The organism is Kaistia defluvii, assembly GCF_026343955.1.
GTDB classification, from domain to species: Bacteria; Pseudomonadota; Alphaproteobacteria; order Rhizobiales; family Kaistiaceae; genus Kaistia; species Kaistia defluvii.
Genome location: NZ_JAPKNI010000001.1, coordinates 446,449 through 470,564, shown reverse-complemented (window position 1 = coordinate 470,564; position 24,116 = coordinate 446,449). Strand labels below are relative to the sequence as shown.

21 protein-coding genes are annotated in these 24,116 nt (G+C 66.4%); 2 read left to right on the top strand and 19 right to left on the bottom strand.

Translation table 11 applies throughout. From position 1 onward, the window contains the following. Positions 1-23 precede the first annotated feature (23 nt). The 10 genes from OSH10_RS02150 to OSH10_RS02105 all read right to left on the bottom strand — a co-directional run bounded on the left by OSH10_RS02150 (position 24) and on the right by OSH10_RS02105 (position 10,683). Positions 24-614 (bottom strand): protein-S-isoprenylcysteine O-methyltransferase, encoded by a 591-nt coding sequence (locus tag OSH10_RS02150; RefSeq protein ID WP_266329840.1) that lies wholly within the window; start codon positions 612-614, stop codon positions 24-26. 9 nt (positions 615-623) lie between these two features. Then, positions 624-1,781, bottom strand: coding sequence for a lipase (locus OSH10_RS02145; RefSeq protein WP_266329839.1), 1,158 nt, complete (start codon positions 1,779-1,781; stop codon positions 624-626). A gap of 71 nt (positions 1,782-1,852) precedes the next feature. Next, positions 1,853-2,806: a sugar kinase gene (locus tag OSH10_RS02140; RefSeq protein ID WP_266329838.1), complete on the bottom strand. Its 954-nt coding sequence runs from the start codon at positions 2,804-2,806 to the stop codon at positions 1,853-1,855. 83 nt (positions 2,807-2,889) lie between these two features. Beyond that, on the bottom strand, positions 2,890-4,065 hold the full coding sequence (locus tag OSH10_RS02135) for an iron-containing alcohol dehydrogenase (protein ID WP_266329837.1): 1,176 nt from the start codon (positions 4,063-4,065) through the stop codon (positions 2,890-2,892). A gap of 144 nt (positions 4,066-4,209) precedes the next feature. Continuing rightward, positions 4,210-5,613, bottom strand: a complete 1,404-nt coding sequence (locus OSH10_RS02130) for an aldehyde dehydrogenase family protein (RefSeq protein WP_266329836.1) — start codon at positions 5,611-5,613, stop codon at positions 4,210-4,212. 10 nt (positions 5,614-5,623) lie between these two features. Next, positions 5,624-6,037, bottom strand: coding sequence for a type II toxin-antitoxin system VapC family toxin (locus OSH10_RS02125; protein WP_266329835.1), 414 nt, complete (start codon positions 6,035-6,037; stop codon positions 5,624-5,626). Next, positions 6,034-6,471 (bottom strand): DUF7662 domain-containing protein, encoded by a 438-nt coding sequence (locus OSH10_RS02120; RefSeq protein WP_266329833.1) that lies wholly within the window; start codon positions 6,469-6,471, stop codon positions 6,034-6,036. Before OSH10_RS02120 ends, OSH10_RS02125 begins: the two co-directional genes overlap by 4 nt. Before the next feature lie 73 nt (positions 6,472-6,544). Next, entirely contained in the window at positions 6,545-7,909 is a 1,365-nt protein-coding gene (locus tag OSH10_RS02115; protein WP_266329832.1) for a glutamine synthetase family protein, read from the bottom strand. Positions 7,910-8,088: 179 nt separating this feature from the next. Beyond that, a complete protein-coding gene (locus OSH10_RS02110) occupies positions 8,089-9,669 on the bottom strand; it encodes an amino acid permease (protein WP_407660647.1) in 1,581 nt (526 codons plus the stop codon). 195 nt (positions 9,670-9,864) lie between these two features. Further along, positions 9,865-10,683 (bottom strand): N-formylglutamate amidohydrolase, encoded by an 819-nt coding sequence (locus OSH10_RS02105; RefSeq protein WP_266329831.1) that lies wholly within the window; start codon positions 10,681-10,683, stop codon positions 9,865-9,867. Between the two features lie 167 nt (positions 10,684-10,850). On the opposite strand from OSH10_RS02105, the gene OSH10_RS02100 reads away from it, so the two are divergent. Next, positions 10,851-11,690 carry a MurR/RpiR family transcriptional regulator gene (locus OSH10_RS02100; protein ID WP_266329830.1) on the top strand — a complete coding sequence of 280 codons (840 nt, stop codon included), beginning with the start codon at positions 10,851-10,853 and terminating at the stop codon, positions 11,688-11,690. Positions 11,691-11,756: 66 nt separating this feature from the next. Here OSH10_RS02100 and OSH10_RS02095 read toward each other — a convergent pair whose 3' ends face one another. The 9 genes from OSH10_RS02095 to OSH10_RS02055 form a co-directional block, all read right to left on the bottom strand. Beyond that, positions 11,757-13,139 (bottom strand): FGGY-family carbohydrate kinase, encoded by a 1,383-nt coding sequence (locus OSH10_RS02095; RefSeq protein ID WP_266329828.1) that lies wholly within the window; start codon positions 13,137-13,139, stop codon positions 11,757-11,759. A gap of 8 nt (positions 13,140-13,147) precedes the next feature. Next, complete coding sequence (gene rhaM / locus OSH10_RS02090; RefSeq protein ID WP_266329827.1) at positions 13,148-13,462, bottom strand: L-rhamnose mutarotase; 315 nt, start codon at positions 13,460-13,462, stop codon at positions 13,148-13,150. Positions 13,463-13,533: 71 nt separating this feature from the next. Further along, positions 13,534-14,904 (bottom strand): FGGY-family carbohydrate kinase, encoded by a 1,371-nt coding sequence (locus OSH10_RS02085; RefSeq protein WP_266329826.1) that lies wholly within the window; start codon positions 14,902-14,904, stop codon positions 13,534-13,536. A 5-nt stretch (positions 14,905-14,909) separates the two neighbouring features. Next, entirely contained in the window at positions 14,910-15,965 is a 1,056-nt protein-coding gene (locus OSH10_RS02080; RefSeq protein WP_266329825.1) for a class II aldolase/adducin family protein, read from the bottom strand. 261 nt (positions 15,966-16,226) lie between these two features. Next, entirely contained in the window at positions 16,227-17,333 is a 1,107-nt protein-coding gene (locus tag OSH10_RS02075) for an autoinducer 2 ABC transporter substrate-binding protein (protein WP_266329824.1), read from the bottom strand. Positions 17,334-17,402: 69 nt separating this feature from the next. Next, the gene (locus tag OSH10_RS02070; protein WP_266329822.1) at positions 17,403-18,353 is read right to left on the bottom strand and encodes an ABC transporter permease; all 951 of its coding nucleotides are present in this window, start codon (positions 18,351-18,353) and stop codon (positions 17,403-17,405) included. Positions 18,354-18,360: 7 nt separating this feature from the next. After that, positions 18,361-19,347: an ABC transporter permease gene (locus OSH10_RS02065; RefSeq protein WP_266329821.1), complete on the bottom strand. Its 987-nt coding sequence runs from the start codon at positions 19,345-19,347 to the stop codon at positions 18,361-18,363. Further along, entirely contained in the window at positions 19,347-20,855 is a 1,509-nt protein-coding gene (locus OSH10_RS02060; RefSeq protein WP_266329820.1) for a sugar ABC transporter ATP-binding protein, read from the bottom strand. The genes OSH10_RS02065 and OSH10_RS02060 overlap by 1 nt, the downstream gene beginning before the upstream one ends. Positions 20,856-20,928: 73 nt before the next feature. Beyond that, positions 20,929-21,720: a DeoR/GlpR family DNA-binding transcription regulator gene (locus OSH10_RS02055; protein WP_266329819.1), complete on the bottom strand. Its 792-nt coding sequence runs from the start codon at positions 21,718-21,720 to the stop codon at positions 20,929-20,931. Between the two features lie 291 nt (positions 21,721-22,011). Between OSH10_RS02055 and OSH10_RS02050 the strand changes: the two genes are divergently transcribed. Further along, the gene (locus tag OSH10_RS02050) at positions 22,012-24,114 is read left to right on the top strand and encodes a bifunctional rhamnulose-1-phosphate aldolase/short-chain dehydrogenase (protein ID WP_266329818.1); all 2,103 of its coding nucleotides are present in this window, start codon (positions 22,012-22,014) and stop codon (positions 24,112-24,114) included. Positions 24,115-24,116: the final 2 nt, after the last annotated feature.

Here is a 24,116-nt window from a genome sequence, read left to right as displayed (position 1 = left end):
GGTTGGGTAAGGGACCTGAGCCCCTAGTAGATATACGGGATCAGCCGGGCGGTCTTGCTCGCATAGGTGCGATAGACGCTGCCGAACGTGTCCAGCATCAGTTTTTCTTCCTTCTTCACGCGGAAGAAATACAGGATGCCGACGCCGACGATGCCAGCGAGGCCGACGAACCAGTTCTGCAGCAAAAGCGCCTGTGCTATCGCCATCAGCCAAAACGACACATACATCGGGTGGCGGACATAGTGGTAGACGCCGCTCGTCACCAGCGTGTGCTTGGCGCGGATCTCCAGGGTCGCCGACCAGTTGTGGCCGAGATCCTTGTGGCTGCGATAGAAGAACCAGAGATAGGCGATGACGGCGACGATGCCGGCATAGGCGACGGCGGGCGAGAAGGGCAGGTTGGCCCCCCTCGGAGCGCCCATCCCGGTCAGCGCCCAGAAGGCCGGAACCAGGCCGAGGCCGACGACCGAGATCGCCACCAGCGTCTGCTGGCCGCCGCGATTGCGGGAATCGACGATCGCATGCTTGCGGGCGCGGCGCTGGTGGGGGAGGCGGATGATGAACCAGATCACCAGTCCGGCGACCCAGCACATCGTGGCGGCAAATTGCGTCATGTCGTCCCCTCAGGCTTCCGTATGGTTCCGCGCCGCTGGCTTCTCGGCCAGGGAGAAGCGCTCGCGCAGGACCGTCGGACCACAACAAATCAGGAAGAAATCATAGAAGTAGCGGCGCGTGTTTCCCATGACGAACTGATAGTGCACACGGAAAAGACTGTTGCGGATCCGGCTGTAATCGGCCGGCTGCAGCATTTCGCGGATGCGCACATTGAGCACATGCGGAAAGATCCGGTTCGCCGACGGCTTGAGCCGCATCAGCCTGGCCGGGTCGGTCCGGTAGAAATTCACCACATCGGTCAAGGTCTGGAATTCGAGCCACTCGACGCCATCCTCGGCCTGCAGGCGCTGGACCCGGGCGCGAAGCTGCTTCGCCGCCGGGTGCAGGCCGAGCTGCAGCACGCAGGAACCGACCGTCATGACCGAGATCGGCAGGCCGCGCCGGGTGATGGCCGGATCGAGCGAGAGCGCACGTTCCAGCGCCTCGAGCGCGAAGACGCTGCCCTGGCTGTGGCCGATGATCAGAAGTTCGTCGAGCCCAGGCTCGGCCGCGACGGCGACGATCTCGCGGGCAAAGCGGTCGAGCCGCGCTTCCATGTCCGGCCGCCACCCGCGCATGTACTCGCCCATGAAAACCCGCGCATCGAGCAGGTGGCTGACGAACCAGCGGTTTCCCGGCCATCGCATCAGCCCGACATAGACGAGGACGGCGATGACGGGGGCCAGCCAGGCGGCGATCGCGTTGTCCAGGCGCAGCACCAGCGCGGCGGCCATCGCCGCAGCGATGACGAATAGCAGCGAGAGGAAGAAAGGCGCCACGAAGTAGAGGCCGAAGCGCCAGGCGGCCAGAAAATAGCGAAAGATCGTGCCGGAAACGAGGAAATCGGCCAGGAGTCCGAGGGATAGCGGGATGCGCTGCCAGATCGGCCGTGCAAAGTCGCCCTTGACCAGATCGTCCCAGGCGAGCAGGCGAAAGTCGGTTTCGACGTTCCATCCGTCGCCCCGGGTCTCGATTTCCGTGCGCCAGACATGGCCATCCGACGACGGACGGGCCGGGGTCGGCGTCACGTCGACATCCCAGGTGGCGCGGAAATGGCCGAGTTCGCGCGCCTGACGGGCGAAGAACTTCTCCGGCGTCACGGGATCGTAGCCGCCGAGATAGACCACGGAACGGCGAACCGGTTGTCCGGCCGTCCTCGAGGGCTCCCGAAGGGAAGCGCTGGCCCGTTCGACTGTCGTCATTTTCGGTTGAGGAGTGCCGCTTCGACGGCGCTGCGCGTCGGCATCGGCGCCACGGCGCCATAGCCTTCGGTGGCGAGGCCGGCCGCCGCATTGGCATAGCGCGCGGCGGCGAAGGGATCGCCCGAACGCAGATACTCCGTCAGGAAGGCGCCGTCGAAGGTGTCGCCGGCGCCGGTGGCATCGACCGGCTTCACGGCGATTGCCGGGATCACCATGCGCTTTTCCTTCGTCGCGACCAGCGCGCCGTCGGCGCCCTGCGTGACGATGACGATCTTCGGGCCGAGGCCGAGATAGAAGTCGGCGATCTTGTCGGCGTCCTCTTCCCCGGTCAGTTCGAAGGCGTCGTCGGAGCTGGTCTTCAGGATGTCGGCGAGCGCCGCCGCGGCATGGATGACGGCGCGGGCGCGCTCGATCGGCCAGAGGCGCAGGCGCAGATTGGTGTCATAGGACACCAGCACGCCGGCTTCGCGCGCGGTCTTCATCGCCTTGAAGACGAGGTCGGCGGCCTGCGAGGAAATGGCCTGGCTGATGCCGGAGGTGTGGATCACCTTGGCGCCGCGAATGTAGTCCAGCGAAAGCTCTTCCGGCGTCATCCGGCTCGCGGCCGAACCGGCGCGGCGATAGGAGAAGACATGGCCTTCGGGGCCGTGGGTCACGAAATAGATGCCGGTCGGCGCGGCGGGGTCGACCTTGACCGCGCTGAAATCCACGCCTTCCTTCTTCCACAGATCGAGGAAGGACTGGCCGAAATTATCGGCGCCGACGGCCGTTACATAGCCGACCGACGCGCCCTGGCGGGCGGCCGCGATCGCGCAGTTGGACGTGTCGCCGCCATGCCCCGGCAGGAACGCCTCGGAGCCCTTGGCCTGATTGAGTTCGAACAGGGGTTCGCCAATACAGACGATGTCAGGGCTCTGGGAAACAGGGCTCTGAACGGTAGGGCTCGGCATTGACGTTTCTCCGGACGCGAATGGTGCCCTTCATGGCGTGTCACGCGCGACGGTGCAAGACCACGCCGCGCGTGCAATCGCGTTCAGAGCCTGCCGTTGATTGCGTTCCGGAACAGGAGATCATAGTCGGCGGCGGTCACGGCGATGGGATTGCCGCCGGTCGAGGGGTCGAGCTCCGCCATGCGGGCCGCTTCCGGCAGCACGGTTTCATCCACGCCGATTTCCTTCAGCGTGTGCGGAATGGCCAGTTCCTCGCGAATCGCCAGCACCCAGTCGACGAAGCTCGACGCGCTCTGGCCGGGCAGGTCGAGATAGCGGGCGGCGGCGGCCAGCTTGGCGTCGATCGCCTTGCCGTTGAAGGCGAGCACATAGGGCATGACGACGGCGTTGGTCAGGCCGTGATGCGTGCCGCGCAGGCTTGAGCTCGGATGGCTCATGGCATGCATCGCGCCGAGTCCCTTCTGGAAGGCGACGGCGCCCATCGACGAGGCGATCAGCATCTGCGAACGCGCCTGGATGTCGTGGCCGTCCTTCACGGCCTTGGGCAGCCAGTCCTTGACCAGCCGCATGCCTTCGAGCGCGATGCCGGCCGACATCGGATGGAAGAACGGGCTGCAGAACGCCTCCAGCGAATGCGACAGCGCGTCCATGCCGGTCCAGGCCGTGATCTTCGCCGGCAGGTCGACGGTCAGCTCCGGGTCGGAGATGACGATCTTCGGCAGCATCAGCGGATGGAAGATGATCTTCTTGGTGTGGTCGGACGGATCGGTCACGACCGAGGCGCGGCCGACTTCCGAGCCGGTGCCGGCGGTGGTCGGCACGGCGATGATCGGGGCGATGCCCTTCGGGTCGGCGCGGGTCCACCAGTCGGCGCGGTCCTCGAAATCGAATACCGGCCGCGTCTGGCCCGACATGAAGGCGATGGTCTTGCCGATATCCATCGCCGAGCCGCCGCCGAAGGCGACGACGCCGTCATGCCCGCCGGCCTTGTAGACGGCGAGGCCCTCATCGAGATTGGCCAGCGTCGGATTGCCGTCGACCTTGGAGAAGACGGCGTATTCGACCTTGGCCTCGTCGAGGATCGCCAGCGTCTTCTTCACGATCGGCAGCGCCACGAGGCCGGGATCGGTGACGAAGAGCGGCTTCTGAATGCCTGTCGCCGTCAGCGCCGCCGGCAGCTCGGCAATGCGGCCGGCGCCAAAGCGGATGGCGGTGGGATAGGACCAGTTCGCGTTCAGCGAGGCGTAGTTGTCGAGCATCTCGGGATCCTTTGCTTCACCTCCCCCAGAGGGGAGGTCGACGGCGAAGCCGGTGGGAGAGGGTTTGGGAGGGTATCCGGATAGGGCGTAAACCCTCACCCGGCCCTGGGGGCCGACCTCTCCCTCAGGGAGAGGCGAAGTGACCTAGTCGGTCTTGGTGCGAAGGTGAAAGCTCTTCGGCCGGGTCAGCTGCTCGTAGCCGACCTCAGACAGGCTGGCGCCGCGTCCGGTCGCCTTGACGCCGGTCCAGGCCAGCGCCGGATCGACATAGTCGCAGCGGTTCATGAACACCGTGCCGGTCTCGATCCGGTCGCCGATCGCTTCCGCAGCGGCGAGGTCCTCGGTCCAGATCGCGGCGGTGAGGCCGAATTCGGAATCGTTCATCAGCCGGATCGCTTCCTCATCCGACTTGACCTTCATGATGCCGAAGGCAGGGCCGAAGGTCTCTTCTTTCATCACCCGCATCGAATGGTCGACATCGACCAGCACCTGCGGCGCGAGATAGGGCGTGCCGGCCTTGGCCTCCGGGAAATGCTTTGGATCGATCAGCCCCCTGGCGCCCTGGCGGATGGCCTCGTCTATCTGGCCCTGGATGAACGCGGCCGCCGAGGCACGCACCACGGGTCCGAGCGTCGTGTCCGGATCGGTCGGGCTGCCGAGCCTGTAGGCGTTGACGGTGGCGACGACGCCCTCGACGAAGCGGTCATAGACCGCCTCATGCACATAGACGCGCTCCATGGCGCAGCAGGACTGGCCGGAATTGAAGAAGCCGCCATCGACGATGTTTTCGACCGCGAAGGGGAGGTTGACGTCCGGTCGGACATAGGCCGGATCCTTGCCGCCCAGCTCCAGGCAGGTGGCCGGGAAGTTCGGCGCGCCGGCGACCGAGGCCATGATGTTGCGGCCTCCGGCGGTCGAGCCGGTGAAGCCGACCTGGTCGACGAGGCCGGAGCGGATCACCTTGTCGGTCGTCTCATGCGTCATGTTGACGAACTGGAATACGTCCGCCGGCAGGCCGCCTTGGGCGAAGGATGAGGCGAAATGCTCGGCCACCAGCGCCGTCTGGCTCGAATGCTTCATGACGACGGTGTTGCCGGCGAGGATGGCGGGCAGCACGGCATTGAGCGCCGTCATGTAGGGGAAGTTCCAGGCCGGCAGGTTCAGGCAGACGCCGAGCGGCTCGCGGCGGATATAACGCTTGAAGCCTTCCTTCGGACCGGCGTCGATATCGGTCAGCGACCTCGCCGCGATGGCGATCATGTAGCGGGCGCGCTCCTCGAAGCCGCGCATCTCGCCATGGCCATAGCGGATCGGCCGGCCCATCTGCCAGGCGATAAGCTCGGCCACCTTGTCCTTCTCGGCCACCATGGCATCGACGAAGGCGGTCGCCATTCTTTCACGCTCGGAGACGGGAACGGTGCGCCAGTCGCGCTGCGCCACCCTGGCCTTTTCCAGCGTGGCCAGCACATCGGCTTCGGAAGCCAGCGGCCGCTCGGCATAGACCGAGCCATCGACGGGCGTGATGATCTTCAGGACGGGGGCGTTCATAGTGGTTCTTTCAACAAGCAATAGCCCGGACGTGCCCGGCTTCAGCATAGTCAAGGATAACGCGGTCTCGAGTCATTATTGTGAGATCATATTCCCGGGCTGTCGCTATGATGATCCGGTCGGCGGGATCGCGCGGGGGAGTTCCGGGTAGAAAAGCGGAATCGATGAGAACGCCCGGCGGCAACTGGGCCAGCCTTAGATTGGGCGCCTTCAGGAGCCGATCCAGCCAGGCCTTCGGTCGCGTCGGCAGAGTCAGTCGATTGCGCGCGACGAGGAGCCCGATTTCCCATGCCGATATGGGCGACAGGAAGATCGACATGGCTTCGTCCTCGGCATCGTCCAGCGCCGCGATGGCGGGCTCGGCCAGATCGGCGTTGCCTGCGACCCAGATCATGGCGCAGGTGTCGAGAAGAAGCTGCGTCACGCGGCATCCTCACGACCCCGGCTTGATTTGCCCCATGCCATATCGGCCCATTCGCCATCCGCCGGAGCCGTCAGATCGGTCCCCGGTGCGATCGTGAACGTACCGGCCATGAAGCCAAAGAGCGGGTTGCGGCGAGGCGACTTCTTGCCGGGCGCTTTGCCGCCTTCGCCTGTCTGGCGGGACGAGGCGATAGGCTTGACCCGACGAAATACGAGCTTGCGGCCTTCCAGGTCCACCTGCTCGGTTTCAAAGCCGGCCGACAGCCACGCCTTCGTCATGACGTTGTTGCTGGCATTGTTGCTCCACCAGGCCCGATGCGTTTGGGATGGCGGAAGCGGAAAGCCCAGAATTCCCTCGATCTCCTCGAAGGTCATCCGGACCTCCGACTCTGTGCAGCGTTCGAGGAAGTGTGCCAGCGGGTCATATTTGCTCATGGGGCCTCCCTCCAAAGAGTTCAGGTGACGCTAGGGAATAAACATGAGTGTGTCAAATGCACACTCTATGTGTTCAATACCGCTCGAAGCCGCGCTGCAACTCCCAATCCGTGACGCGGCGGTCATATTCGTGCTGCTCCCAGCGGGCGGTGTGCAGATAGTGCTCAACCACCTCGTCTCCCAGTGCCGCGCGCAGCACCTTCGAGCCGTCCAGCGCTGCGATCGCGTCGCGCAGCGTCTTCGGCACCTCGGGCAGGTCGGCGGCATAATAGGCGTCGCCGGCAAAGGCCGGCTCCAGCTCCAGCTTCTCGTCGATGCCGTGCAGGCCGGCCGCGATCAGGCCGGAGAAGGCAAGATAGGGGTTCAGGTCGGAGCCGCCGATACGGCATTCGGTGCGCACCGACTTGCCTTCGCCGACGACGCGGAAGCCGGCGGTGCGGTTGTCGACGGACCAGACCGCCTTGGTCGGCGCGAAGGTGCCGACCTGGAAGCGCTTGTAGGAGTTGATGTAGGGAGCGAGGAACGCCGTCATCTCGCCGGCATGGGCGAGGTGGCCGGCGAGCCAGGATTTCATCGTCGCCGACATGCCGAGCGGATCCTTCGGATCGGAGAACAGCGCCTTCTTGCCGGAGCCGTCCCAGAGCGAGGAGTGGATGTGCGACGACGAACCGGCGAGGTCGTAGCGCCACTTCGCCATGAAGGTGACGGCGCGGTTCTGAAGATGCGCGATCTCCTTGATGCCGTTCTTCATGATGACGTGCCAGTCGGCCATTTCGAGGGCTTCCGCATAGCGGATGTTGACCTCCTCCTGGCCCGGGCCCCATTCGCCCTTGGAATTCTCGATCGGGATGCCGGCGCCCATCAACCCGTTGCGGATCGCGCGCAGCAGCGGCTCGTTCTTGGTGGTCTGGAGGATCTGGTAGTCCTCGATGTTGTCGCCCATCGTCTTCAGGCCGCGCCAGCGCTTGCCGCTCGCGCTCTCGGTCGTCTCGTCGAAGGCGTAGAATTCGAGCTCGGAGGCGAAGAACGCCTTCATGTCGCGGTCGGCCAGCCGCTTCAACTGCGCCTTCAGGATCGAGCGCGGCGCATGGGCAAGGTCGTCGCCATGGTGGTCGCAGACATCGGCCAGCATCAGCGCCGTGCCCTCGAGCCAGGGAATGCGGCGCAGGGTCGAAACGTCCGGCTTCAGGACGAAATCGCCATAACCCTTCTTCCAGCTCGCCGCCTTGTAGCCGGGCACCGGCTCCATATCGATGTCGACGGTGAGCAGGTAGTTGCATGCATGCGTTTCGTTGATGGCGCTGTCGAGGAAGAAGCGGCCGGTGAAACGCTTGCCGACGAGGCGTCCCTGCATGTCGGGGAAGGCGACGATCACCGTGTCGATCGTGCCGTCGGCGATTGCCGTCTCGAGCTCATTCAGCGTCAGGTTTCCGGCCATGGCAGTTCCTTGTTCGATCCGTCGAACGCTTCTCCGGGCGGCCGGATCGGATCCGGCCGCCCACGGCCTACGGGCCGTGCGGAGAAGCGGTGAGCCTCAGTGCCGGAGGCGGGCCTCCGGGATGGCAGCATGCCGCGGGAGCGGACCGGGCAGCGAGGAGCCGCCCGGTCCGCAAAGGTTCAGATCTCGCCGACCGCCTTTTCGGCCGCGGCGATTTCGGCCTGCCGCTTGGCGATGACGTCGCCGATCGGCGGGCCCTGGAAGCGGCGGCTTTCGAAGGCGAGCCAGATGATCGCCGTCAGCACCAGGAAGCCGATTGTGATGTAGAGCGCCCATTCGTTCGGCGGCTGAACGCCGATGAAGAAGATCAGCACCATAGCGACGACGGACAGGATCGCGAACAGCGAGAACAGGCCGCGGCCCATATTCCACGGCCCCATGGCCGGCCATTTGGGCGTGCCATAGGCGAGCAGGCCCAGCACGATCGGGATGACGAAGGAGAAAAACAGGAAGATGACCGTGCAGGAGACGACGATCGTGTAGACCGGCGTATCGCCGATCGAGACGAGCGACGAGCCCCAGACGAACAGCACGGCGAGGATCGCGCCGGTCCAGATCGCCGCCACCGGCGTGCGGAATCTCGGGCTCACCTTCGACAGCGCCCGCGACGCCGGCAGGCCGCCATCGCGCGAGAAGGCGAAGATCATGCGCGACACGGAGGTGACCGTCGCCAGGCCACAGAGGAATTGCGACACGAAGATCGCGACATAGAGGATGATCTTCACGGTCGGCTTCACCTGGACGTCCATCGCCCAGAAGAACACGTTCCAGCCCTGCTTGGCGGCATCGTCCATGTTGGGCAGCATCAGCACGAACGAGCACAGCATGATGTAGCCGAACACGGCCGCCCACACGACCGACATCACCATGCCGCGCGGCACGGAATGGGCCGCCTTCAGGGTCTCCTCGGAGGTATGCGCCGATGCGTCGTAGCCGGTGATCGTGTAGATCGGCAGCAGCAGGCCGAGCAGGAACACCCACCAGCCCGAAACCGCCGGCCAGACCGGCGCGCCGGTCAGCGTGCCATCGGCGGCCATCGTCGCCTGGCCGGAATAATTGCCGAAGGTGAACAGCCGCGCGAAATCATAGCTCGGCGCGGCGGCGAGGCAGACGATCGCCAGCACCAGCGCGGTGACGAAGATCAGATAGCCGGAGAAATCGGTCAGCTTGGCGGTGAGGCCGATGCCCATGTGGTTGATCAGCGCCTGCGCGCCGGTCAGCACGGTGAGGAACAGCACGCGGGAAGTCGTCGTGTCTTCCCAGCCGAAGGTCGGGCCGAAGGCGCCGACGAAGAAATAATAGGTGCCGACATTGATGGCGCCGAGCACGGTGACGAGGCCGAGCAGGTTGAACCAGGCGGTGACCCAGCCGGTGAAGCGGTTGCCGAGGATCGAGCCCCAGTGATAGAGGCCGCCGGCCGTCGGATAGGCGGAACTGATCTGCGCCATCGCCAGCGCGAAGACGCCCGAGATCAGGCAGCCCACCGGCCAGCCGATGCCGATGCCGGCGCCGCCGGCGCCCGACGTTGCCTGGGCAAGCGAATTGATGCCGCCCGACAGGATGCAGATGATCGAAAACGAGATCGCGAAGTTCGAGAAGCGGCTCATGCGCCGCTCGAGTTCCTGCGCGTAGCCCATGGAGTGAAGGACGTGGACGTCCGCCTTCTTGTCGCTTTCAGAGTACCCCTCGATGTGACTCATCAAACTGCTCCCGTCTCTGTTGCCGTCCGGCCGCAGCCCGGCTGCGATCTGGATCGGATGAAGTTCCCCTTTGTTCGGTGCCGGGCGGCAATATCCGCTCGGGTCGTTTCGGGCTTTCGGTCTGCGCCGTTCGGCCCGCCCTGCTTGCTGGCTTGTTGGTCTCGTTCGCCGTCGCGAAGGAAAGCGTCATCTCCCTCAGTCTTCTTGGGTCGGTGGAAGGCCGGTGGCGGTGGCGCACTCGACGAGCGCGGCGGCCAGCCGGTCTACCCAGGCCGCGACATCGGTGGCGCTTTGCACGAGATCGTTGCGGACCTCGATCATCACGTGCGGCAGGCCGCGGTCGAAGCCGTGCCGGCGGATCGTGTAGTCGACATGGTCGCGCGCCGAATAGGGTTCGTCGTCGCCGACCTCCAGCGCGGCATCGCGCCGGAGCGCCGACAGCATCGCCTCGGCAAAGCTGCGCTCGCCGCTGGAAATGATGCCGACATGCCAGGGCCGCGGCAGGCCGCGATAGACCGGCGTGAAGGAATGCAGCGTGACGATCACGGTGGGGGTCCGGGCCGCGATGCGCGTCGCGACGAGGTCGTCGATCGCCGCGTGGAACGGCGCCCAGATCGCATCGACGCGCTGCTGCCGTGCCGCCGGACCGAGATCCCGGTTTCCGGGGATCTCGGTATCTTCGGACAGCGTCGTGATCGCGTCCGGCAGGCCCGGCTCGCGATTGCAGTCGATGACGAGGCGCGAATAGCTCTGCAGGATCGCCGGGCTGCCAAGCCGGGTGGCGAGGCCGAGCGTCATCGCGGCCGCGCCGGGATCCCAGGCGATGTGGCGCGTCAGTGCCTCGGCCGGCAGGCCGAGGTCGCCGAGCGCCTTGGGCAGGCGGTTGGAGGCGTGTTCGCACAGGAAGACGAAGGGACCGTTGCCGCTGTCCTGCAGGTCCACAACGGGTGGCTCGTCGCTCGCGAGCAAGGGCGTTGCCGCTTCGCGTGCCGCGCCTGCCAAGCCATTCGCCATGACCCGATCCCCCGAACGTCGCGCCTGCTTCCGGTGCTGCGACATCGTTCGACTCCCCGATGCCGCCGAACTGAAATATACGTTACAGGGTGGGTGTGGCGCGTCAATTCTGAAATACAGGCGTCAACTGCCTTCCGATGCGGCAACAGGGGCGGCGGCAGAGTGGCATGAACAGCGGGAATGGGGCTTCGATCGCCGAACAGATCCGGCGCGATCTCGGGCGGCTGACGCCGAATGAGCGCCGCGCGGCGCATCGGCTGCTCGCCGGGTATCCGATGGCGGGGCTCGATACCGCCGCCCGCTTCGGCGAGGCCGCCGGCGTCAGCGCGCCGACCGTGCTGCGGATGATCGCCAAGCTCGGCTTTTCCAGCTATGGCGCTTTCCAGGACGGGCTGAAGCAGGAACTGGCGGCGCAGCGCGCCACGCCCCTGACCAAGGGCGGCACGTCTCCATCCGGCGATCCGCTCGACGCGTTCGCGCTGGCCGCGATCGCCAATCTGCGCGCCACGGCGGAAAACGTGCCGCGCGAGGAGTTCGACGCCGCGGTACGGCTCATCGCCGACCCAAGGCGGCCGCTGCATCTGCTGGGCGGCCGCTTCACCGATGCGATCGCCGCCTATATGGCCACGCATTTGCGCGTGCTGCGGCCGCATGTCCAGCATATCGAAGGCCAGCCGGCGGCCTGGTTCGACCGGCTGCTCGACATCGGCAAGCAGGACGTGATCGTCCTGTTCGACATCCGGCGCTATTCCGACGATCTCGTCGTCTTTGCCGAGCGTGCGGCGCGGCAGGGCGCGCGGATCATCCTGATCACCGATCCCTGGCTTTCGCCGATCTCCAAGGTTGCCCGCCATGTCTTGCCGGCCCATGTGCCGGCGCCGTCGGTGTGGGATTCCAGTGCCGGCCTGCTGCTGCTCGCCGAGGCGCTGACGGCGGGCGTGGCCGAGCAGAGCAGCGTGGCGCGCGACCGCCTCGAGGCGCTCGAGCGCCTGCGCCGCGGCGAGTAGGTTGCAGGATCTTCCTTCACCTCTCCCTGGGGGAGAGATGAAGGAAGCCAAGCTTCCAGCCAGATCTCACTCCGTCGTCTCGCGCCAGGCGGTCGCATAGGCCGTCAGGTCGTGCGCGAAGGGCGGGGCGGGGTCGGCATCGGGGAGGCCGGGGCCGACGCCGTCAGGGCCCTTGGCAAGCAGGGCCGCGCCCTCGGTCGTGCCGGTCGCGTCGGTGCGGGCGACCACGGGGCGGCCGACAAGGCTGGTCAGCGCCGACAGGAACAGCGCGTTGCGCGAGATCGGCCCCTCGACGACGATCGGGCCGGCGGCGCCCGTCAGCTGCAGGCAGGTTTCGGCGGTCAGCGCGCAATAGAGGCTTGCCGCCACGATCCTCTCGCCCGGCGTCAGCGTCGCCGGGTCGTGGCTCCAATGGCCCTCGCGGAAGGCGAAGGGCCCCGTGCCGGGCGCGAAGGAGGGCAGCGCCATGATCCGCTCGTTCACGACGCGGGCAATCTCCGCCTCGGTCGGAACGGCTTTCGCATCCCCGGTCAGCAGCGAATATTCCCGTCCCGCCATGAAGCGGGCCGAGGGCACGGCGCGGCCGAGCGCATCGACATTGGCGAGGCAGTCGCGCGCCGGGTCGAGATCGGCGATCGAGCCGCCGACCGCGAACAGGATCAGCCACGTGCCGGTCGAGATCACCGCAAACGGCGCGCGGCGACGCAGGACATGCGGCAGCAGGCTGGCATTGCTGTCATGGATGCCGGCGACGACGCGGCAATCGGCCGGCAGCCCCGTCTTCGCGGCGAGCGCCGGCAGGAGCGTGCCGGCGGTATCCCAGGGATGCACCATGGGCGGGAACAGCTTCGACCAGCCGCGATCATCGGCGAGCCGCGAGAAGGTGCCGGCTTCCGGGTTCCAGAGATCGGTATGGCAGCCAAGTGTCGTCGGCTCGCTGACGGCGACGCCGGTGAGCCGCCAGACCCAGTATTGCGGATAGAACAGGATCGTCTTCGCACGGCCGAAGGCGGACGGATAGGTCCGCTCCTGCCAGAACAGTTGCCGGCCGACATTGAGGCCGCCGGGAAGGTCCGGCGAGAGCGTTTCCCAGAACGCGCCGCGCAGGGCGCGGTAGGGCTCGGCAACGGAGTCCGGTCCCTTGAACTCATAGTCGAGGATCGGCATCACGAGGTCGTGGCCGTCCGTGACGGCGACCGCGGCGCCATGGGTGGTGGTCGAGATGCAGCCGACCGCCGCCTGGCCGGCGAATTCCGCCAGGCCCTCCAGGATCCATTTCCAGATCCGCTCGACGTCGAAATGCGGATAGAGCCCCTCGGTCAGGACTTCGTTGGCGGTGGTGCGGATCGCGAGGATCGCGCGCGTCTCGTCATCGACCAGCGCCAGCTTGGCGTTGGTCTTGCCAATGTCGAGGACGATGGTGGCCTTGGGGAGGGCAGCGTGGGGCATGGAACCGGTCACGGCATGTGGAAGACGGTTTCGAGCGGCGTCGCGATCGGCTCGTTATTCCGATGCGACGCCATGATATCCGCCATATGCGCCCACCAGCGCTGCATGACCGGATGGGCGGGCAGGGCGTCCATGCCGTGCTCGTCGGTGCGCCAGAGCACCGCGAACAGCGTCGAGGTCTCGCGGTCGAGGTGGATCGAATAGTCCGAGACGCCGGCTTCCTTCAGCAGGGCCGAGAGCTCCGGCCAGATCTCGTCATGGCGGCGCTTGTATTCCGCTTCCTGGCCCGGATGGAGCTGCATCTTGAAGGCGTATTTCTGCACGGGGATCTCCTGGACGGATCGCGGGACGTCTCCGCGCGACCATAACATTTCAGAGCCGGATGGGTGATGCCTCAGGTTTCCGCCTGCTCTTTCCACTGCGCCGCATAGGCCGCGAAATCGCCGCCGTGCGGTTCGGCAGGCATCGGGTCCGGCGCGGCCTTGCTGCTGGAATCGGGGCCATCGGCCAGCAGCGCCGCGCCTTCCGTCGTGCCGGTCGCATCCGGACGGCCAATCACAGGCCGGTCGACGAGCGCCGCCAGCGCGGACAGGAACAGCTTGTTCCGGGCGAACGGACCTTCGACCAGCACGGGTCCCTGCGCGCCGGTGAGCGCCAGGCAGGTTTGGGCGACGAGAGCGACATAGAGGCTGGCGGCAGCCGTGCGCTCGCCCGGCGAAAGGGTCGCGGGATCGACCGACCAACTGCCCCGGCGATGGCCGAACGGGCCATTGCCGGCGACAAAGGCGGGCAGCGCCATGATCTTGCGCCCGAGGACGGTGGCGATCTCGGCTTGGGAGGGCTCGGTCGCCTTGCCGTCGGTCAGGATCTCGAACTCGCGCCCCGCCATCGACATGGCCGACGGCACCGGCCGGGCGAAGGCATCGGCATAGGCGAGGCCGCCACGCTCGGGATGCAGATGATCGAGGCTGCCGCCGGCGGCGAACGAGATCATCCAGGTGCCGGTCGAGATCACAGTGAAGGGCAGGGCGCGGTCCAGTATGTGCGGCAGCAGGCTGGCGTTCGAGTCGTGGATGCCGGCGACGACGCGGCAGTTTGGGGACAGGCCGGTCCGTTCCGCGATCTCGGGCAGCACCGGTCCGACGGTGTCCCAGGGCGCGGCGCGCGGCGGGAACAGCTTTGTCCAGCCCTGCGTCTCGGCGAGCTTCGAATAGGTCTGGCCGCGGCCGTTCCAGAGGTCGCTATGCGCGCCGAACGACGTCGCCTCGGCGACGCGCTTTCCGGTGAGCCGCCAGACCCAGTATTGCGGATAGGGCACGATCGCCGTGGCCTTCGCGAATGCCTCCGGGAAGCGGCGCGCCATCCAGAACAATTGCCGCCCCGCATTGAGGCCGCCCGGCAGGTCGGGCGACAGGATCTCGGCGAAATCGCCGCGTGCCAAACGGTAGTCGTCGGCGAATTCGTCGGGGCCGGGATGCTCGTAGTCCAGCACCGGCAGCGCCAGGCCGTCCTCGCCCAGCACCGCGATCGCCGCCCCGTGCGTCGTGGTCGAGATCGCGGTGATCTCGGCCTGGCCGGCAAATTCCGCCAGTCCCTCGAGAAACCACTCCCAGATCCCGTCGACGTCGAAATGCGGGTAGGGCGGTCCCGCCTGCACGGTGTTCCTGCGGGTGCGGATGGCGAGCACGGCGCGGCTGTCGAAATCGAGCAGCGCCAGCTTGGCGTTCGACTTGCCGATGTCGAGGACGGCGACGGCTTCGGGCATGATGGTCAGTTCTTCGCGGCGGCGGCGAGCGAGCGGCGATAGATCTCGGCGTCCCACGTCACAAGCTCCTGTTCCTCGTCGACCGTGAGGAAGCGGAGCGGTGCGTCGGCCTCGATCCGGCCGGTCACCTCGGCCAAAGCGCGGGCGAGCGCGTCGCCGCCGCGCAGCACCTCGCGGTGGATCAGCACGCCCTTGCCAGGCACGGCGAGCAGCATGGGCGGCAGTTCGGATCGCTCGGCGACGGCGGAGGGCGTATCGCCTTCTGCCAGCACGGCGGTGCCGCTGCCGAGGAACACGACGTGATCGGGATAGAGCGTGCCGCGCGCGGCGATGGCCAGGCGGGCGGGATCGGTTGCGGTGGCATGCGCCGCCGGGTCGGTCGGCAGGCGATAGGGCGAACCCCCGGCCAGCGCCTCCAGGGCGCCGATATCGGCGGCCGGCGCGGAGCGAACGGGCGCCGCCAGCGCCGCGCTGACGCGCTCGATCAGGGCGACCGCCCCGGCGACCGTCTCGGCGGCGACGATCAGGCCATGATTGCCGAGCAGCACGACATTGGTGCCGGCCGGCGAGACGGCTTCGATCTCGCGCGCCAGCGGCAGGCCGGGCTTCACATAGGGCACATAGGACCAGAGGATGCCGTCGAGCCCGTCCAGCCGGGCGGCGATGGCGTCGCGCGCCTCGGCGCGGGCGACCTGCGCGACCGTCTCGACGCAATGGATGTGCAGCACCACGGCCTGCGGCAGCACGGCATGGACCGAGGTTTCGACCGAGGGACGCAGTCCCTGCGGATTGGCGTCCGCGACGACGAAATCCGTCGCCTTGGCAGCGCGCTCGTCATTCGCGTGGACGGCGTCGAGCAGCGGCGGCAGCGAGACGGGCAGGAAGATCTCGCGTTCCTCGGCTTCCGCGAGCCAGGTGCCGGACGCCTTGACCCAGAGCACGCCATCGCGCTTCAGCGAGGTATTGCCGCCGGCCGCCTGCGTGCGCAGCGGATCGCGCCCCAGCATGGCGGAGGCCCGGCGCAGGGCGGCGAATTCGGCGTCGTCGGTATGGGTGGTCAAGTTCCGGCTCCGGATGGGTATTTTTTGCGAACGGACCCTCGAGAACGGATTTTGAGATCCGACTTCGCCTCTCCCTGAGGGAGAGGTCGGAGCGAAGCTCCGGGGGAGGGTCTGGGGAATTCTCCGGATGGGACTCCAAACCCTCACCCGCCGGCCTAGGGCCGTCGACCTCTTCCTCGGTGAGAGGTGAAGTAACGGCAGACCATCCTCAAAAACAGCGCGAGGCAGGGCTGCCCCTGCCTCGCGTCCGCGACGATTCGACTAGAAGTCGAAGTCGTTGATGTTTTCCTTGGTGAAGGTGTAGGGCGCGCCGAGCAGGATCTCGGAGCCGTTGATCACCTGGAGGTCGCCGAGCTTGCCGGCCTTGACCGAGGTCGCGCCGGGCTTCAGGTCGCCATCGGCGGCGGCGCGCAGCGTGTACATCGCCGCATAGCCGAGGTCGACGGGGTTCCAGAGCACGACCGACTTGACGCAATCCTTGTCGACATAGGGCTTCATCGCGTTCGGCGTGGCGAGGCCGATGACGGCGACCTTGCCGCACTGGCCGGCCTGGGTGACGGCCTCGGCGGATGCCGGGGTCGCGACCGAGGTCATGCCGAAGATGCCCTTGAGGTCCGAGCCATGCTTGTTGATCAGCGTCGTGGCCTGATTGAAGGACAGGACGTTGTCTTCCTGCGCTTCGACCGTCTCCAGCCACTTCATCTTGGGATGGCACTTTTCCTGATAGGCGGCCATCTCGGAGATCCAGCGCGCCTGGTTCGGCGTGGTGAAGGTCGAGGTGACGATGGCGAACGAGCCGTCCTCGCCGATTTCCTTCGCCATGTTGTCGACGAGCGACTTGGCGATGCCGTTGAATTCGGCCTGGTTGACGAACCACTGGCGCGCATTCGGCTCGGAATTGGCGTCATAGCCGACGACGTTGATGCCGGCGGCCAGCGCCTTCTTCAGCACCGGCGCGATCGCGACCGGATCGTTGGCGGCGAACAGGATGCCGTCGACGCCGGAGGTGATGTAGTTGTCGATGAACGAGATCTGCTGGTCGATGTTCGCCTGGGTCGGGCCGTCGGTCTTGACGTCGACATTGCCCAGTTCCTTGGCGGCTTCGGCAATGCCCTTCGAGGTGGCATTGAAATAGCCGATGCCGATCAGCTTCGGCACGTCGACGACCTTGATCGGCTTGCCCTTGCGATCGGGCTGGTTGGTGACTTCGCCGCCATCATAGGGCTTGGCGACGGGCGCCGCCGCCGTGCCGTCGCAGGCGAGCGGGTTGGTCGGCAGGTCGTCGCCGCCGGTCCAGGTCGCGGCGAGGACCGCGCTGCTCACGCCCAGGCTCAGTCCAAGTGCCAGGGCTACGGTTCTCTTCAACATTGCTCTTCTCCTCCAAAATGACTTCCGGGCCTTTGTTGTTTTGGCGAGACCCTTCCATCCCCTGCAGACTCAGCCGTCGCCTTCGCGGCTGAAGATGTTGCTCGCGACGATCGCGAGGATGAGTACGAGGCCGATGACGACGATGGTGCCGTCGCCCTTGACCCCGGACAAAGCGAGACCGTTCTTCAGCGCCTGCATCAGGATGAGGCCGAGAACGGTGCCGATGATGGTGCCGCGTCCGCCGAAGATCGACGTGCCGCCGAGAACCACGGCCGTGATGACGTCGAGTTCGAGGCCGGTGCCCATGTCGGAACGCGTCGTCGAAACGCGCGAGACGAAGATGACGCCGGCCACGCCGGCAACAAGACCGGAGGCGGTGTAGATCAGCATCTTGGTGCGATCGACGCCGATGCCGGAGAAGCGCGCGCCGGTCTCGTTGGCGCCGGTCGCGTAGGTGGCGCGGCCGAAGGTGGTGAGGCCGAGGACGACGGCGGCAATGACGACGAGCACGCCGAGGATCCAGAGCTGCGTCGGCACGCCCCAGACTTCGCCCTGGCCAAGCACGAAGAACCACTCGGGATAGCCGCGCACGGAGCGGGCCTGGCTGATGCCCTCGGCAAGGCCGCGATAGAGCGCGAGCGTCGCCAGAGTCGCGATCAGCGGCGGCACCTTGAAGCGGGTGATGATCAGCCCGTTGATCAGGCCGCCAATGCCGCCGGCGAGCACCGCCAGTACCATGGCTGCCGGCAGCGGCAGGCCAAGATTGTGCCAGAACACGCCGAGCAGGATCGCGGTCAGGCCCAGGATCGAACCGACCGAGAGATCGATGCCGCCGGTGACGATGACGAAGGTCATCGCCAGCGCGACTAGCCCGACCTCGGTCATCAGCCGGCCCTGGTTGAGCAGGTTGGCGGTGGTGAAGAAGCGATCCGACTGGGTCGCCAGCGCGGCGAGCACGATGACCAGGAGGATGGCGAGGATCGTTTCGTGCCGAAGCAGGGAGCGAAGGGTTGCGGTCATCGGAGCGTCACCGGAGCCGGCGTCGACGCGCCATGTCGGCAAGCACGGTGATGAGGATCAGCAGACCCTGCACCGAGCGCAGCCAATAGGCGGAGACGTTGAGGAAGATGAGCGAGGAGGCGATCGCGGCGAACAGGATGGCGGCCAGCGTCGAGCCGATCACCGTGCCGGTGCCGCCGAGGATCGAGACGCCACCGACGACGGAGGCGGTGATCACGGTCAGTTCCAGATTGGGCGGCACGGTCGACTGGATCACCTGCAGCTGGGTGGCGAACAGCACGGCCGCGATGCCGGCGAAGGCGCCGTGGATGGCGAAGACGATCACCGTCGAGCGCTCGACCTGGATCCCGGCGACGCGCGCGGCCTCCACATTGCCGCCGATCGCGTAGATCGTCCGGCCGAAGCTGGAATAGCGCATCCAGACGGCGACCAGCGCCGTCAGGATCACCATGAACCAGACGGGCGAGGGCACGCCGAGCAGGCGGAACTGCGCGATCAGGTAATCCTCGGGCAGGTTGGTGATCCAGGCGCCGGAGGTGACGCTGATCAGGCCGCCCTTGAGGATCGACAGCATGCCGAGCGTCACGACGATGGACGGGATGCGGAGATAGGCGACCAGCGATCCGACGCCGGCATTGACGATCATGCCGATGACGACCGGAGCCAGCCAGGCCAGCCAGATCGGATAGCCGTTGACCGCCAGCAGGCCCGAAATCGTCGCCAGCACGCCGATCAGCGAGCCGACGGCAACGTCGATATGGCCGGAGATGATGACCAGCGACATGCCGATCGCAGCGACCGCGATGTAGGCGTTGCCGGCGAAGATGTTGGAGATGTTGTTGGCGCCGAAGAAGCGCGGGCTGATGATGCCGACGATGATGAACAGCGCCGCGATGGCGCCGAGCAGGATGAACTCCTGGCCATAGGCGGCGACGCGCTTCAGCAGGCGCATCGGCGGGGCGGGACGGGCGGCGGCGGGTGCGGACAAGGACATCACGCCACCTCCGCCAGCGTCTGGGTCTGCATCATGGCGGCGCCGACGCTGTCGGGCGTCGCATGCGCGCGGGCGAATTCGGCGACGATGCGGCCATTGTTCATGACCAGCACGCGGTCGCTCATGCCGAGAACCTCGGGCAGCTCACTGGAGATCATCAGGACGGCCAGGCCCTGGCCGGCGAGCCGGCTCATCAGCGCGTGGATCTCCGCCTTGGCGCCGACGTCGATGCCTCGCGTCGGCTCGTCCATGATCAGCACGCGCGGTTCGGTCGCCACCCATTTCGCCAGCACGACCTTCTGCTGGTTGCCGCCGGAGAGCTGGCGGACCCGCTGTTCCGGGCCGCGGGCGCGGATGCCGAAGCGCTTGATCAACTCGCGCGCCAGGCTCGATTCCTTGGCGCGGTTGATGATGCTGGCCGTCGAGATCCGGTCGAGCAGCGACAGCGACAGGTTTTCGCGGATGGTCTGCGACTTGATAAGACCCTGCAGGCCGCGATCTTCCGGCACATAGGCGATGCCGAGGTCGCGCGCCTGTTTCGGGCTGGTGATGGCGATCGGCTTGCCGTCGAGCAGGATCTCGCCCGACGTCGCCGGCGTGATGCCGAACATGGTCAGCGCCAGCTCGGTGCGGCCCGATCCGATCAGCCCGGCAATGCCGACGATCTCGCCGGCGCGCAGCGTCAGCGAAATGTTCTCGATTTCGTCGCGATAGCCGACATTGCGCAGCTCCAGAACGGTCGCGCCGATCTCGGTATTGGCCTTGGGGAACAACTGGTCGACGGGGCGGCCGACCATCATCGAGACCAGCTCGGCCTCGGTGATGTCGCCGATATCGCTGGTGCCGACATAGGCGCCGTCGCGCAGCACCGAGACGCGGGTGGCCAGCGCGAAGATCTCCGGCATGCGGTGCGAGACATAGACGATGGCGACGCCGCGATCGCGCAGGCGGCGCACGACATCCATCAGCCGGCGCGCATCGGCGTCGGCTAGCGCTGCCGTCGGCTCGTCCATGATCAGCACGCGCGCATCCTGCGACAGCGCCTTGGCGATCTCGACGCGCTGGCGGTTGGCGACCGAGAGGCTGCCGACGCGGGCATCGACGTCGAGGTCGTGGCTGTCGAGGTCGTCGAGCAGCCGGCGCGCCTCATTGCGCATCTTCGGCCAGTCGAGGGCGTTCATCGTGGTGCGCGGCGCGTGGCCGAGGAAGATGTTTTCGGCGACGGAGAGCTCGGGAAAGAGCAGGAGTTCCTGGTAGACCGTCGCGATGCCGGCGGCGCGGGCCTCGCGCGGCGAGGCGAAGCGCACGACCTCGCCATTGACGCGGATTTCGCCGCTGTCGGGGGCATGGACGCCGGCCATGACCTTGATCAGCGTCGACTTTCCCGCGCCGTTCTCTCCCATGAGCGCATGCACTTCGCCCGGTCGGACATCGAAGGAGACGTTCTTCAGCGCGTGAACGCCGGCGAACGACTTCGAGACCCCGTCGAGTGCGAGGATCGGCTGCATAACGTGGCGTTTCCCTTGAATGTTCGGCTTTGCGCCGATTCTTATTGGCCGGGATTGGCGGGACTTGCGGGCATCAGCTTTCCGGCGGAACCTCCACGACGTCGACGATGACGCCGGCGTCCCGCAGCATGTCGCAGGCTTCCTGCGGGGCGGAACTGTCGGTGATGACGCGGTCGAGCTGCGTCAGCGGACAGAGGATCAGGCTGCCGCGCGGCTGGAACTTGGAGCCGTCGACCAGCGCGATCACCTGCTCGGCCTGCTTCAGCATCTTCTGTTCGGCCTTGATCAGCACGGGATCGCCCTCGATCAGGCCCTGGCGGCGGATGGCATGGGCGCCGAGGAAATATTTCCCGGCATAGAAATGCTCGATGACGGTGTCGCTGGTATAGGGGCTGACGACCATGCGCTGCTCGCGATGGACGTCGCCGCCCGGCAGCACGACCTGGCAATCGCCATTGGCGATCAGGTAGAGCGCGAGATCGAGCGAATTGGTCAGCACGCGCAGCTTGCGCTCGGCGATATAGGGGCCGAGGCAATAGGTGGTGGTGCCGCCATTGACGATGATGGATTCGCCGTCCTCGACCAAGGCGGCGGCGGCCCGTGCGATCGCCCGCTTGGCGGCGAGGTTCTGCAGCCGGGTTTCCTCGAAGGCCGGCGTCATCAGGCTGCCGATGCCGTTCTCGCCATGCCGCCGCTCGGCGCCGCCGCGCACCTTGCGCAGCTGGCCGACATCGTTGAGCGCGGTGATGTCGCGACGGATCGTGGCCTCGGAGGCGCCGGTGAGGCCGACGAGCTGCGCCACCGTGACGACGGGGCGCTCGGCCACCTCGCCGAGGATGATCCTGTGACGCTCGATTTCGTGCATGCAACCCTCCGACTGGCCCGGATTTTCCAAGCTTTCCGATGATTGTCAATCAAAAACGATCATCATCGATAATGATGCGGCGCAAAAGGATCATTATCGGTCATATTGCGCTGCGGTATGGCCCATATCTGACCGCTTTTGATTGACAAAGCCCGAAGTGGCTGACAGATCATGATCCGCAATTGCGTGGTCCTCGGCTCGAAAGGCCGAGCGACGTCCCCCGTGGATGGTTCGCCGATCCGAATGCGCTCGCATCTGCGCGGCGGCGACCGATCAAGAGCAGCTTTGATCATGACCTCACCCGCCTCCTCGCACCGCCTCGACAATCGCTGGGATGACGCCAAGGCCGCCGGCCTCAGCGAGTCCGAGCTTCTGCTGTATCGCTCGAACCTGCTCGGTTCCGACAAGCGGATCACCAATTTCGGCGGCGGAAACACCTCGGCCAAGGTCACCGAGAAGGACCCGCTCTCCGGCGAGGACGTCACGGTGCTCTGGGTCAAGGGCTCGGGCGGCGATGTCGGCTCGATGAAGCTCGACGGTTTCGCGACCCTCTATCAGGACAAGCTGGAAGCACTGAAGGGCATCTATCGCGGCCTCGAGCATGAGGACGAGATGGTCGGCCTGCTGCCGCACTGCACGTTCAACCTGAACCCGCGCGCCGCCTCGATCGACACGGCGCTGCACGCCTACGTGCCCTACAAGCATGTCGACCACATGCATCCGGACGCGATCATCGCCATCGCCGCGTCGCAGAACTCCAGGGAGCTGACGCAGCAGATCTATGGCGACGCCATCGGCTGGCTGCCCTGGAAGCGCCCCGGCTTCGAGCTCGGCCTGTGGCTGTCCAAGTTCGCCAACGAGAACCCCAACGCCAAGGGCGTCGTGCTCGAGAGCCACGGCCTGTTCACCTGGGCCAACACCTCCAAGGACGCCTATGAGCTGACGCTCGAGATCATCAACAAGGCGATCGAGTGGTTCGCCAAGGAGACGGAAGGCAAGCCGATCTTCGGCGGCGCCGTCTCGCCGTCGCTCGACGCCGACAAGCGCCGCGCCGTGGCGGCCGCGCTGATGCCGCAGATCCGCGGCCGGATCGGCAAGACGGAATCCAAGATCGGTCATTTCGACGACCAGCCGGCCGTGCTCGAATTCGTCAATTCCGCTCAGCTTCGCGCATTGGCGGCCCTCGGCACGTCCTGCCCCGATCATTTCCTGCGCACCAAGATCCGTCCGCTGGTCGTCGACTACGATCCGGCCAAGGACAATCTGGACGCGGTGCTCGCCGGCCTGGATGGCGCGCTCGACGCCTATCGCGCCGATTACGCCGCCTATTACGAGCGCTGCAAGCATGCCAACAGCCCGGCGATGCGCGACCCCAACGCCGTCGTCTATCTGATCCCCGGCGTCGGCATGATCACCTTTGCCCGCGACAAGGCGACCGCCCGCATTGCCGGCGAGTTCTACGTCAACGCCATCAACGTGATGCGCGGCGCCTCGACGGTCTCGACCTATGTCGGTCTCGACGAGCAGGAAGCCTTCGATATCGAGTACTGGCTGCTCGAGGAAGCCAAGCTGCAGCGCATGCCGAAGCCGAAGTCGCTCGCCGGCCGCATCGCCTTCATCACCGGCGGCGCCGGCGGCATCGGGTCGGCCACCGCCGTCCGCTACCTGCAGGAAGGCGCGGTCGTCATGATCGCCGACATCGACCAGAACGCGCTCGACACGACCGTCTCCGGCCTTGGCGCCAAGTTCGGCAAGGACAACATCCGCGGCGTCATCGCCAACGTCACCAGCGAAGCGGCCGTCGAGAAGGCGTTCCACGATACGCTGATCGAATTTGGCGGCATCGACATCCTGGTCTCCAACGCCGGCATCTCGTCGGCGGCGCCCTTCGAGGAGACGACGCTGGAGACCTGGGACAAGAACATCGCGATCCTGGCGACCGGCTACTTCCTCGTCTCGCGCGCCGCCTACCGGATCATGAAGACGCAGAAGCTCGGCGGCTCGATCGTCTTCATCGCCTCGAAGAACGGCCTCGCGGCCTCGGCCGGCGCTTCCGCCTATTGCACCGCCAAGGCGGCCGAGATCCATCTCGCCCGCTGCCTGGCGCTGGAAGGCGCGCCGTTCGGCATCCGCGTCAACACGATCAACCCGGATGCGGTGCTGCGCGGATCGAAGATCTGGCAGGGCGAGTGGCGCCAGCAGCGCGCCGAATCCAACAAGATCGGCGAGGATGATCTCGAGGAGTTCTACCGCAACCGCTCGCTCCTGAAGCGCAGCGTGTTCCCGGAAGACATCGCCGAGGCCGCCTATTTCCTCGCCGCCGACCTGTCCAACAAGTCGACCGGCAACATCATCAATGTGGATGCGGGCAACGTGATTTCGTTCACGCGCTGAGA

Coding starts and splice junctions, on each gene's coding strand:
- OSH10_RS02085 (WP_266329826.1), bottom strand. CDS start 14,904: ATGCCCGAAGCCGTCGCCGTCCTCGACATCGGCAAGTCGAACGCCAAG.
- OSH10_RS02070 (WP_266329822.1), bottom strand. CDS start 18,353: ATGACCGCAACCCTTCGCTCCCTGCTTCGGCACGAAACGATCCTCGCC.
- OSH10_RS02075 (WP_266329824.1), bottom strand. CDS start 17,333: ATGTTGAAGAGAACCGTAGCCCTGGCACTTGGACTGAGCCTGGGCGTG.
- OSH10_RS02065 (WP_266329821.1), bottom strand. CDS start 19,347: ATGTCCTTGTCCGCACCCGCCGCCGCCCGTCCCGCCCCGCCGATGCGC.
- OSH10_RS02135 (WP_266329837.1), bottom strand. CDS start 4,065: ATGCTCGACAACTACGCCTCGCTGAACGCGAACTGGTCCTATCCCACC.
- OSH10_RS02115 (WP_266329832.1), bottom strand. CDS start 7,909: ATGGCCGGAAACCTGACGCTGAATGAGCTCGAGACGGCAATCGCCGAC.
- OSH10_RS02140 (WP_266329838.1), bottom strand. CDS start 2,806: ATGCCGAGCCCTACCGTTCAGAGCCCTGTTTCCCAGAGCCCTGACATC.
- OSH10_RS02150 (WP_266329840.1), bottom strand. CDS start 614: ATGACGCAATTTGCCGCCACGATGTGCTGGGTCGCCGGACTGGTGATC.
- OSH10_RS02060 (WP_266329820.1), bottom strand. CDS start 20,855: ATGCAGCCGATCCTCGCACTCGACGGGGTCTCGAAGTCGTTCGCCGGC.
- OSH10_RS02130 (WP_266329836.1), bottom strand. CDS start 5,613: ATGAACGCCCCCGTCCTGAAGATCATCACGCCCGTCGATGGCTCGGTC.
- OSH10_RS02095 (WP_266329828.1), bottom strand. CDS start 13,139: ATGCCCCACGCTGCCCTCCCCAAGGCCACCATCGTCCTCGACATTGGC.
- OSH10_RS02110 (WP_407660647.1), bottom strand. CDS start 9,669: ATGAGTCACATCGAGGGGTACTCTGAAAGCGACAAGAAGGCGGACGTC.
- OSH10_RS02105 (WP_266329831.1), bottom strand. CDS start 10,683: ATGGCGAATGGCTTGGCAGGCGCGGCACGCGAAGCGGCAACGCCCTTG.
- OSH10_RS02120 (WP_266329833.1), bottom strand. CDS start 6,471: ATGAGCAAATATGACCCGCTGGCACACTTCCTCGAACGCTGCACAGAG.
- OSH10_RS02050 (WP_266329818.1), top strand. CDS start 22,012: ATGACCTCACCCGCCTCCTCGCACCGCCTCGACAATCGCTGGGATGAC.
- OSH10_RS02055 (WP_266329819.1), bottom strand. CDS start 21,720: ATGCACGAAATCGAGCGTCACAGGATCATCCTCGGCGAGGTGGCCGAG.
- OSH10_RS02100 (WP_266329830.1), top strand. CDS start 10,851: ATGAACAGCGGGAATGGGGCTTCGATCGCCGAACAGATCCGGCGCGAT.